Source organism: Streptomyces sp. NPDC003691, assembly GCF_053981115.1.
The window spans coordinates 20,601-31,350 of the sequence record NZ_JBSFNQ010000085.1 but is presented as its reverse complement, the minus strand read 5'-3'; the positions used below and the strand labels follow the sequence as shown (position 1 = coordinate 31,350).

The 10,750-nt window shown below is 75.3% G+C and carries 7 protein-coding genes; 2 read left to right on the top strand and 5 right to left on the bottom strand.

Annotated features, from left to right (window positions below; translation table 11 throughout):
* Positions 1–150: 150 nt before the first annotated feature.
* Positions 151–1,305, bottom strand: coding sequence for an AI-2E family transporter (locus ACWDR0_RS28600; RefSeq protein WP_456354680.1), 1,155 nt, complete (start codon positions 1,303–1,305; stop codon positions 151–153).
* Between the two features lie 373 nt (positions 1,306–1,678).
* Positions 1,679–1,873, bottom strand: a complete 195-nt coding sequence (locus tag ACWDR0_RS28595) for a DUF3046 domain-containing protein (protein WP_040913910.1) — start codon at positions 1,871–1,873, stop codon at positions 1,679–1,681.
* A 236-nt stretch (positions 1,874–2,109) separates the two neighbouring features.
* Here ACWDR0_RS28595 and ACWDR0_RS28590 point away from each other — a divergent pair, with 236 nt between their 5' ends.
* Positions 2,110–3,033 carry a hypothetical protein gene (locus ACWDR0_RS28590; protein WP_456354679.1) on the top strand — a complete coding sequence of 308 codons (924 nt, stop codon included), beginning with the start codon at positions 2,110–2,112 and terminating at the stop codon, positions 3,031–3,033.
* A gap of 9 nt (positions 3,034–3,042) precedes the next feature.
* Here the strand turns inward: ACWDR0_RS28590 and ACWDR0_RS28585 are convergent, their stop codons facing one another.
* From ACWDR0_RS28585 to ACWDR0_RS28575, 3 genes are all read right to left on the bottom strand, one after another.
* Positions 3,043–3,351, bottom strand: a complete 309-nt coding sequence (locus ACWDR0_RS28585; RefSeq protein WP_456354678.1) for an AzlD domain-containing protein — start codon at positions 3,349–3,351, stop codon at positions 3,043–3,045.
* Positions 3,348–4,283: an AzlC family ABC transporter permease gene (locus ACWDR0_RS28580; protein WP_456354677.1), complete on the bottom strand. Its 936-nt coding sequence runs from the start codon at positions 4,281–4,283 to the stop codon at positions 3,348–3,350. The genes ACWDR0_RS28585 and ACWDR0_RS28580 overlap by 4 nt, the downstream gene beginning before the upstream one ends.
* A 243-nt stretch (positions 4,284–4,526) precedes the next feature.
* Entirely contained in the window at positions 4,527–5,657 is a 1,131-nt protein-coding gene (locus ACWDR0_RS28575; protein ID WP_456354676.1) for an AraC family transcriptional regulator, read from the bottom strand.
* 242 nt (positions 5,658–5,899) lie between these two features.
* Between ACWDR0_RS28575 and ACWDR0_RS28570 the strand changes: the two genes are divergently transcribed.
* Positions 5,900–10,558 (top strand): ATP-dependent helicase, encoded by a 4,659-nt coding sequence (locus ACWDR0_RS28570; protein ID WP_456354675.1) that lies wholly within the window; start codon positions 5,900–5,902, stop codon positions 10,556–10,558.
* The last annotated feature ends 192 nt before the right edge of the window (positions 10,559–10,750 follow it).

Sequence of the window (10,750 nt, the reverse complement as noted above, 5' to 3'; positions counted from 1 at the left end):
CGCCCCGCCGCCGGTCCGGTCCCGCCGGATGCCCCCGCGCCGCCGAGCGGCGCCGCGCACCCGGCGGAGACCCGGGGCACTGCCGGACCACGGCGGGCAGGCCCGCTGGAATCCGGGCCTGCCCGCCGTGGCCGCCGGGGGATCCGGCTGTCAGTCGGCGGCGCTCAGACCGCCGCCCGGTTCCGCGCTCTCCGTACGGTCGCGGCGGAGTGCGACCGTACGGAACCGTCGCACCAGCTGTCCGCCCGGCCGCCGGCGGCCCTGCACCCGGGCGTCGTCGGCCACCGTGTACCGCTTCACATAGGCCCCGAGGAACGCCTGGAGCGTGGCGACGGCCGGGATCGCGATCAGCGCGCCCACCGCGCCCATCAGCGCCGTACCCGCTATGACGGACCCGAAGGCCACGGCCGGGTGGATGTCGACCGTCCTGGAGGTCAGCTTGGGCTGGAGGACGTAGTTCTCGAACTGCTGGTACACCACGACGAACCCGAGCACCCACACCGCGTACCAAGGGTCGACGGTGAACGCGAGCAGCATCGGCAGCGCCCCGGCCAGATACGTACCGATCGTCGGGATGAACTGGGAGACCAGGCCCACCCAGATCGCCAGCGCCGGGGCGTAGGGCACCCCGAGGATCTCCAGCAGGACGAAGTGCGAGACGCCCGAGATAAGGGCCATCAGTCCGCGCGAGTACAGATAGCCGCCGGTCTTGTCGACGGCGATCTCCCAGGCGCGCAGCACCTCGGCCTGCTTGGCCGGGGGCAGTACCGAGCAGAGCGCCCGGCGCAGCCGCGGGCCGTCGGCGGCGAAGTAGAACGAGAAGAGGAAGATCGTCAGCAGCTTGAACAGCCCGCCGAGGACGGTCGCCGAGACGTCGAGCACCCCGCTCGCGTTGTTCTGCACGTACTGCTGGAGCCAGTCCGACTTCAGGACGCTGTCCTGCACCTCGACGCGGGACAGCTCGGTCTTGAAGGTGCTGTTGATCCAGTTGATCACTGAGTCGAGGTACTTGGGGAACTCCTCGACCATGGTCACTATCTGGTCGGCCAGCATCGACCCGAGCATGACCACGAACCCGACCACCGCGATCAGGACGCCCAGGAACACCACGAAAGTGGCGACCCCGCGCCGCATCCCCCGCGCCGCCATCCGCCCGACGGCGGGCTCGATGGCCAGCGCGAGGAAGAAGGCGATCAGGATGTTCAGCAGCAGCCCGATGAGCTGGTGGAAGGCCCAGGCACCGAGCTGGAAGCAGGCGTAGAGCGCCAGGGCGAGCACCATCGCGCGCGGCAGCCAGCGGGGCATCCGGGCGGGGCCGAGGCCGCCGCCGAGCGCGGCGGGCGGCGGCGCCCCGGGCGGGGTCGCCGCCTCGGCGGGCCCGCCGTCCACCGGGGCTCCGGCACCGGCCGGGGGAGCGTCGACGGAGACGCCGCCCCCGGTACGGGGCGGTGCGCCGCCCGCCGCGCCCTGTGCGGGCACGGAACGCCGGCCGGGGCCGGCCTCACGGTCCGCTGATCCGTCGTGTTCGTTGTCGTCGCGTTCGTAGTCGTCGCGCTTGTCACTCGTCGGGGCCACCGGCCCAGTGTCGCGTACGAACGCCCCCGCCGGGGACTCGCCCGGATGACCTGTGGACAACGAACGGGCATACGGCCGGTCCGACCGCGGCGGAGGGACCCGTTCAGCGCCGGTCGGCCGGGACGTCGACGGCCGCGCAGACCGCGCGCCACACGTCCTTGGCCTCCCAGCCCGCGTCGAGCGCCTGGTGGACGGTCCGGCCGCCCAGCTCGGACATCACATGGTCCCGTGCGAAGGAGTCGGCGTACGCGGCACCGAAGTGGTCCGCCATCCGCTCCCAGAAAATCGTCAACCGCATGACGTCAGTATCCCGCGCAGGGAGTGCACCCCGGCTCTCTCGCCGCCGCCGGAACCGTTCCGCTCTACGGTCGGACCATGACCGCACCCGAGGAAAAACCCGATGAAAACCCTGAAACCATTAAAAATATCGATAATCCTCAGGAAAGCGCCGCAGAGCACACCACAGAAGACTCCGCCGACGGGCCGGCCGGACCGGCGTCTCCCCCCTCGTCACCCCCCTCACGGGCTGGAGCACTGCCGACCGCACCTCCCCCGTCGGCGCCGCCGCTCGCCCGCGCCGAGCACTTCGTCTGGCTCACGGCCCGTGTGCTGGAGCAGCGGCGCTTCGCGTACCACTTCCTCGGCGGCGGTGCCGACGGCGTGGACGCCGCCCTCTCCCCGTATCTCAACGAGGACGGCGGCTACGGCCACGCCCTGGAACCGGATCTCCGCGGACCGGTGAGCCAGCCGCTGCACACGGCACACGCGCTGCGCGTCCTGGACTCCATCGGCCGCTGCGGCGGACTGCGCGCGGAGCGGCTGTGCCGCTATCTCACGGCGGTCTCCACCCCGGAGGGTGCCCTGCCCGCCGTCCATCCGTCCCAGCGCGGCTATCCGGCCGCCCCGTTCGTGCCGGTGACCGACGATCCACCGGGGTCGCTGCTGACCACCGGCCCCGTCGTGGGCCTGCTCCACCGCAACGAGGTGTGGCATGCGTGGCTGTTCCGTGCCACGGACTTCTGCTGGGCCGTGATCGAGTCGCTGGAGGACTCCCATCCGTACGAGGTGGCGGCGGCGGTCGCCTTTCTGGACGGCGTCCCGGACCGGGCCCGCGCCCGGGCGGCCGCCGACCGTCTCGGACGGCTCGTCCGGGAGCGGCGGCTCGTGGTCCTCGATCCGGCCCGGGCGGCTGAGCAGCCGGTGGCGCCCGGCTACGCCCCCGGGGAGCACCACTTCGCCTACGACTACGCCCGGGTGCCCGAATCGCTGGCGCGGCACTGGTTCACGGACGAGGAGATGGCACTGGCCCTCGACCACCTCGCCGGTGAGCAGCGCGAGGACGGCGGGTGGCCGGTGAACTGGCGGCAGTGGGCTCCGGGGGCGGCGCTGGAGGCGCGCCCGTTCGTGACGGTCGAGGCGCTGCGGACCCTGCGGGCGTACGGCCGGCCCGTCGGCTGACCGGCCGGGTCAGCCGCCGATCGCCCGGACACCTGCCGTGACCAGCACGGCGGCGGCGACCACGACGAGGAAGGGGGCGCGCAGGACGAGAGCGACGGCGGCCGCCGCCAGCCCGGCGGCCCGGGCGTCGACCACCAGGGAGCCGGCCGCGCCGAAGGTCTGCTCGGCCGTGAGCGCGGCCAGCAGCGCGACGGGCACCAGGGCGGCGAGCCGCCGTACCAGCGGACGTTCGAGGGCTTCGGCGGGCACCAGCAGACCGGCCAGTTTCATCGCGTAACAGCCGACCGCGGTCACCGCGATCGCGATCCAGACGCTCATCGGTCCTCCTCCGCGGTCCGCTGCCCGCCGTTGCCGCCGTCACCGTCGCCGTCATGCCGCCGGCCGCCGTCATGCCCCCGGCCTCCGGTGGTGTCCCGGGCGCCGGTGGTATCCCGGGCGCCCGGATCTCCGTCGGGTATCGCGGTACGGGCGTCCGCCGCGGTACGCATCCCGGGCGCCCGGCCCTTGAGCCACAGCACGACGGGCGCGGCGAGCGCCGCCACCAGGACGGGGACCCCGGCCGGCAGCAGTGGCAGGAACCCGAGCACCAGGACGACCGCGAGCCCGGCCGCGGCTCTCTCCGTGGCGGTGCGGAGCATGGGTGCGAGCAGGGCAAGGAAGACCGCGGGCCCCGCCGCGTCCAGGCCCCATGCCTTGGTGTCGCCGATGGCCTCGGCGCCGATCGCGCCGAGAAGGGTGGTCAGGTTCCACAGGACGTACAGGGTGAGTCCGGTCACGGCGAACCCGAGCCGCGCGGAGCGTCTTGTCGGCTGGGCGAGCGCGACGGCGGTGGTCTCGTCGATCACCCAGTGGGCGGCGAACGGCCGCACCGGGCGGGGCAGGGCGAGCAACTGCGACAGCCGCAGGCCGTAGAAGGCGTTCCGGGTGCCGAGGAAGAACGCCCCGGCGGCCGCCGTGAAGGGGTTGCCGCCCGCCGCCAGCGCGCCCACCAGGGCGAACTGCGAGGCTCCGGTGAAGACCAGCAGGCTCAGCGCACAGGTCTGGAGCACGCTGAGGCCCGAGCCCGCGGCCGTGACACCGAAGGCGAAGCCGGAGAGTCCGACGGCCACGCCGACCCCGAGGGCGTCCCGTACGACGGCGGCGCGGGATTCGCCGGGCGCTCCGGTACCCGGCCCGGCGCCGGAAGCCGGGGCGGGATCGGGTGGTGGGCTGTGCGCCGGGGGGCCGGCCGGGGCGGTCTGTTCTGCCATGGAGCGGACGGTACGCGGCCGGGCGGCCGCCGGTCTTGTACGTTCTTGCGCATCGTGGTGTGCGGTTTTGTACGCGCCCGCACACCACTGCGGGCGGATCTGTACCCGGCCCGCGCACCACGGCAGGCGGTCGTGTACGCGGCCCGCGCCACGGCAGGCGGGCCTGTACCCGCCCCGCCCGCTCCCCCCGCCCGGCCTTCACCGAGAGGTCCGCCACCGGCAGCCCCGCCACCGGCCGCTGTTTCAGCTGTCCGCCGCCGAGCGGTCCGCCGTCCGGCCGCGGGTCCCTGTACGTTCCCTGCGGTACGCCCCGGGGGTCACCCCCACGATGCGGGTGAAATGCCGGTTCAGATGCGGCTGGTCCGTGAAGCCGACGGTGGCCGCCACCCCGGCGGGGCGCTCGCCGCGGGCCAGCAGTTGCTGCGCCCGCCGCACCCTGGCATCGGTGAGCCAGGTGTGCGGCGGCATTCCGTACGCCGCTCTGAACGCCCTGAGCAGCGCGAAGGGGCCGGTCCCGGTCTCCCGTGCCAGCTCCTCCAGCGACGGCGGCGCGGTCATCCGCTCCGTCAGCAGATCCCGTGCGCGGGCCGCGGCCAGGGCGGTGGCGGGCCGCGGGGTGCGCTCGGGCAGCCTGCCGCCGCTGCGGAGCAGCCGCGCGATCGCGGCCCGCAGCAGGGTGTCGGCGGCCAGCGCGTTGCCCGCGTCGGCCGCCTCGTACACCCGGCGGAGCAGCCGGGCGGCGTACGGGTCGGCGGTGATCACGTCCCGGAATCCGGGGGTGCCGCGCAGGGTGCTGATCTCACCGGCGATCCCGGCGACCAGGTCGAGAGAGGGGTAGAGCGCGATATAGGTCCAGCCGCCGGGGTCACCGCTCCGGGCGGCGTGGGGCACCTCGGGGTCGAGCGCGGCGACCGAGCCCGGCCGGATCAGGAAACGGCCCGAGGGCACCCGGATGTCCTCCGTACCGCGCAGGACGGCCGCGAGGAGATAGCCCTCGTGGCTGTGGCGGGGGAAGGTGTGGTCGACGTACCGGGCGCGCAGCAGGTCGAGTCCGGGCAGCGCCTCGTGCCGCCAGTGGCGTGCCCACTCGCGGCCGGCTGCCGGGCCGGCGCCGCGGCCGGCGGTCTCCGGGGCCGTGCCGCGACCGGCCGGCCCACATGCCTCGTGTGTCTCCGGCACCTCGCACGCCCTGCCTCGGCCGGCCTCCTCGGCCGCCCCACCACTCCCGGCCTGCTCGTATGCCCCACCGCTGCCGGCCGCACCGCGCCGCTCGCCGTCGCGGCCGCCCGCGGTCCCCGTATCCCCGGCGGGGCCGCCCACCGCCTTCGCGCCACCGGCGCGGCCGCCCGTCCCCCTTGCCGTACCACCGGTCATGGCGTCATTGTGCGCCCCGTCCGCCCGGGCCGGGGAGACCGGGCCCGGGCCCGCCCGGGTGGGCGCGATGACGGGACAGCTCCGTGCCGGGCCCGCCGCGTGGTGCCTTCCGGGACCCCCGGCCGCCCCGGGGCCGGATCCCGGCACCGTCCGCCGGGCCCGCCCGTAAAGCACCGCCCGCACGGCACCGCCGCCGGAGCCGTCCCGCCCGATTGTCAGTGGCGGGGTGCACGATGGGGGGCATGGCCGGGAATGCTCTCGCATCGTTCTCCCCCGCGACCCGGGGCTGGTTCACGGGTGCCTTCCGCGCGCCCACCGCGGCGCAGGAAGGCGCCTGGCAGGCGATCGGCGAGGGCTCCGACGTCCTCGTCGTGGCGCCGACGGGATCGGGAAAGACCCTGGCCGCCTTTCTCGCCGCCCTGGACTCCCTGACGTCCGTCCCGACGCCCGCCGACCCGAAGGCGCGCTGCCGGGTGCTGTACGTGTCCCCGCTCAAGGCCCTCGCGGTCGACGTCGAGCGGAATCTGCGCAGCCCGCTGACCGGGATCCGCCAGGAAGCGGTCCGCCTCGGGCTGCCGGAGCCCGAGGTGCGGGTGGGGATCCGGTCCGGCGACACCCCGGCCGCGGAGCGCCGGTCGCTGGCCACCCGGCCGCCGGACATCCTGATCACCACCCCCGAGTCCCTGTTCCTGATGCTGACCTCGGCGGCCCGGGAGGCCCTCGCCGGGGTGGAGACGGTGATTTTGGACGAGGTGCACGCCGTCGCGGGCACCAAGCGGGGCGCCCATCTCGCCCTGTCGCTGGAGCGCCTCGACGAGCTGCTGCCCCGGCCCGCCCGCCGGATCGGCCTGTCGGCGACCGTCCGCCCGGTCGACGAGGTGGCCCGCTATCTGTCGCCCCGGCGGCGGGTGGAAATCGTCCAGCCCCCGTCGGACAAGGAGTTCGACCTCTCGGTCGTGGTGCCCGTAGAGGATCTCGGCGAGCTGGGCGGCTCTCCGTCGGCCGAGGCGTCCGGCGCGGCCGACGGGGACCGGCCGTCCATCTGGCCCCATGTGGAGGAGCGGATCGCCGACCTCGTCCAGGCGCACCGCTCGACGATCGTCTTCGCGAACTCCCGGCGGCTGGCCGAACGTCTCTGCAACCGTCTGAACGAGATCGCGTACGAGCGGGCCGGCGGCGAACCCCTGGCCGAGGGCGCCCCGCCCGCCGAGATCATGGCCCAGTCCGGGGCGGCCCGCGGCGCGCCCGCGCTGCTGGCCCGCGCGCACCACGGATCGGTCTCCAAGGAGCAGCGGGCGCTGGTCGAGGAGGATCTCAAGGCGGGGCGGCTGCCCGCCGTGGTGGCGACGTCCAGTCTGGAGCTGGGCATCGACATGGGCGCCGTCGATCTGGTCGTACAGGTCGAGTCGCCGCCGTCGGTGGCCTCCGGCCTCCAGCGCGTGGGGCGGGCCGGGCACCAGGTGGGTGCGGTCTCCCGGGGCGTGGTCTTCCCGAAGTACCGGGGCGACCTCGTCCAGTCCGCCGTGGTCACGGAGCGGATGCGGGCCGGGGCCATCGAATCGCTGCGGGTTCCGGCCAATCCGCTGGACGTGCTGGCCCAGCAGCTCGTGGCGATCGTCGCCCTGGACACCTGGCAGGTGGACGATCTGCTGGCGCTGGTCCGCCGGGCCGCGCCGTTCGCCGGACTGCCGGAATCGGCCTTCACGGCGGTGCTGGACATGCTGGCCGGGCGCTATCCCTCGGACGCCTTCGCCGAGCTGCGGCCGCGGGTGGTGTGGGACCGGATCGCGGGCACGGTCACCGGCCGGCCCGGCGCGCAGCGCCTCGCCGTCACCTCCGGCGGCACCATCCCCGACCGCGGCCTGTTCGGGGTGTTCCTGGCCGGGTCGGCCGACGCGAAGGGCGGCGGGGGCCGCCGGGTCGGCGAGCTGGACGAGGAGATGGTGTACGAGTCCCGGGTCGGTGATGTCTTCACCCTCGGCACCAGCTCCTGGCGGATCGAGGACATCACCCGCGACCGGGTCCTGGTGACGCCCGCGCCCGGGGTGCCCGGCCGGCTGCCGTTCTGGAAGGGCGACCAGCTGGGCAGGCCGCTGGAGCTGGGCCGGGCGGTGGGCGCCTTTCTGCGGGAGGTGGGCGCGCTGGAGCCGGCCGACGGCAGGCGGCGGCTGCTGGCCGCCGGTCTCGACGCCTGGGCCGCGGACAACGTCCTGGGCTATCTCGACGAACAGCGCCGGGCCTGCGGCCATGTGCCCGACGACCGGACGATCCTGGTGGAGCGCTTCCGGGACGAGCTGGGCGACTGGCGCGTGGTGATCCACTCCCCGTTCGGGGCCCAGGTCCACGCGCCGTGGGCGCTGGCGATCGGCGCCCGGCTGGCCGAGCGCTACGGGCTCGACGCCCAGGTGATGCATGCCGACGACGGCATCGTGCTCCGGCTGCCCGACGCCGATCTGATGGGGCTGGACCTGCTGGACGAGGACCCCGCGGACCGGGCCGCCGACACCGTCTTCGACGACGGACAGGCACCCGTCGGCGCGGCGGACGCCGTCTTCGACAAGGGCGAGATCGGCGGGATCGTCACCGACCAGGTCGGCGGCTCGGCGCTCTTCGCCTCCCGGTTCCGCGAGTGCGCGGCCCGTGCCCTGCTGCTGCCGCGGCGCAGCCCCGGCAAGCGGACCCCGCTGTGGCAGCAGCGGCAGCGCGCGGCCCAGCTGCTCCAGGTGGCCAGCGAGTTCGGCTCCTTCCCGATCGTCCTCGAAGCCGTCCGGGAGTGCCTCCAGGACGTGTTCGACGTCCCGGGTCTGACGGAGCTGATGGACGATATCGAGGCCCGGCGGGTGCAGCTCGTGGAGGTGACGACCCCCGAGCCGTCGCCCTTCGCCCGTTCCCTGCTCTTCGGTTATGTCGCCCAGTTCCTGTACGAGGGGGACTCGCCGCTCGCGGAGCGCCGGGCGGCCGCGCTCTCCCTCGACTCCCGGCTGCTCTCCGAGCTGCTGGGCCAGGCGGAGCTGCGGGAGCTGCTGGATCCGGAGGTCCTGGCGGAGCTGGAGCGCGAGCTGCAGTGGCTGACCGAGGACCGCCGGGTGCGGGACGAGGAGGGGGTGGCCGATCTGCTGCGGCTGCTGGGGCCGCTGACCGACGCGGAGCTGGCGGAGCGGGGCGCCGGGCCCGGCTGGGCGGAGAGTCTGTCGGCCGCGCGCCGGGCCGTCCGGGTCAGGATCGCCGGGGCGGACCACTGGGCGGCCGTCGAGGACTCCGGGCGGCTGCGGGACGCCCTCGGCACGGCCCTTCCGGTCGGTGTGCCCGAGGCGTTCACCGAGCCCGTCAAGGACCCCCTGGGCGATCTGCTCGCCCGGTACGCCCGTACCCACGGGCCCTTCACCTCCGCGCGGGCAGCGGCCCGCTTCGGTCTGGGCACCGCGGTCACGGACGGGGCGCTGCACCGGCTCGCCGCGTCCGGCCGGGTCGTGCTGGGCGAGTTCCATCCGGCACCGGCGGAGCTCGGCTCCCCGGCGGGCGGGCAGGAATGGTGCGACGCGACGGTGCTGCGGCGGCTGCGGCGCCGTTCCCTGGCCGCTCTCCGGCAGGAGCTGGAGCCCGTTCCGCCGCCCGCCCTCGCCGACTTCCTCCCCCGCTGGCAGCACATCGGCAGCCGGGATCTGCGCGGTATCGACGGTCTGGCCCGTGCGGTCGAGCAGTTGCAGGGGGCGGCGGTGCCGGCGTCCGCGCTGGAGAAGCTGATCCTGCCGTCCCGGGTCCACGGCTATGCTCCCGCCCTGCTCGACGAGCTGACGACCACCGGCGAAGTGGTCTGGGCGGGCGCGGGCGCCCTCCCCGGCAAGGACGGCTGGGTCTCCCTCTATCTCGCCGACGCGGCCCCCCTGCTGCTGCCCGCCCCCCATCCGCTGGAGGAGACCGCGCTCCATGCGTCGGTGCTCGCCGCGCTGGCCCCGGGGTACGGCCTCTTCTTCCGGCAGATCGCCGACCGGGTGCGGGCCACCACCCATCCCGACGCGGCGGATCCGGAGCTGGCCGACGCGCTCTGGGAGCTGACCTGGTCGGGGCGGCTGACCAATGACAGCCTGGCGCCGCTGCGCGCGCTGCTCGGTTCGGGCCGGACCGCCGGTTCGACCGCGCACCGGGCCCGGCGGGCGGTGCCGCGCGGCCGGTACGGCGGGCTGACGGCCGGTGCCCGGACCGCGTCCCGGAGCGGTCCGCCGACGGTGAGCGGCCGCTGGTCGCTGCTGCCGCCCGCCGAGCCGGATCCCACGCACCGGGCCCATGCCCTGGCACGGACCCTGCTCGACCGGCACGGGGTGGTGACCCGGGGCGCGGTGGCGGCGGAGGGCGTCGCTGGCGGCTTCTCCGCCGCGTACCGCGTGCTGTCGGCCTTCGAGGACCGTGGACAGGCCCGGCGGGGCTATGTCGTCGAGGGGCTGGGCGCGGCCCAGTTCGCGATGGACGGCGCCGTCGACCGGCTGCGGGCGACGGCGACCGCCCGGGAGCGGGCCGCCGGGCAGGAGTCCCCCGGGGCCGTGGTGCTGGCGGCGGCCGACCCGGCCAACGCCTACGGGGCCGCGCTGTCCTGGCCGGAGCCGCCGGACGGTGCCGGGCACAAACCGGGCCGTAAGGCGGGCTCCCTGGTGGTCCTCGTCAACGGCGATCCGGCGCTCTATCTGGAGCGGGGCGGGAAGACCCTGCTGGCCTGGCCCGACCCCGGCTCCCCCGCTTTCGGGGCCGCGGCCGCGGCCCTCGCCGACGCGGCCCGCGCGGGCACCCTCGGCACCGTCACGGTGGAGCGCGCCAACGGCTCCCCGGCCCTCACTTCCCCGATCGGCCGGGCCCTGGAGTCCGCGGGCTTCCACGCCACCCCGAGGGGTCTCCGCCTCAGACCCTGACCCGGCTCCCTGACCCCGCACCCGGGCGGATGCCGGTCGTACGCCCCTCCCAGGCGGATCGCGCACCGCGCACCTCCCCGGCCGCGCACCCCGTACCCGGCGCCCGGCCGTGCGGCCCGCGGCCGGAATGGGCGGATTCGCGGCCGTATGCCACCCGGGCCGGGGCAGGGCCTCCCGGCCGGATCGCGCACC

Bases quoted from the DNA above. Each gene is read 5' to 3' on its own strand.
- ACWDR0_RS28600 (WP_456354680.1), bottom strand. From the start codon at position 1,305: ATGCCCCGCTGGCTGCCGCGCGCGATGGTGCTCGCCCTGGCGCTCTAC.
- ACWDR0_RS28595 (WP_040913910.1), bottom strand. From the start codon at position 1,873: ATGCGGTTGACGATTTTCTGGGAGCGGATGGCGGACCACTTCGGTGCC.
- ACWDR0_RS28585 (WP_456354678.1), bottom strand. From the start codon at position 3,351: ATGAGCGTCTGGATCGCGATCGCGGTGACCGCGGTCGGCTGTTACGCG.
- ACWDR0_RS28580 (WP_456354677.1), bottom strand. From the start codon at position 4,283: ATGGCAGAACAGACCGCCCCGGCCGGCCCCCCGGCGCACAGCCCACCA.
- ACWDR0_RS28575 (WP_456354676.1), bottom strand. From the start codon at position 5,657: ATGACCGGTGGTACGGCAAGGGGGACGGGCGGCCGCGCCGGTGGCGCG.
- ACWDR0_RS28570 (WP_456354675.1), top strand. From the start codon at position 5,900: ATGGCCGGGAATGCTCTCGCATCGTTCTCCCCCGCGACCCGGGGCTGG.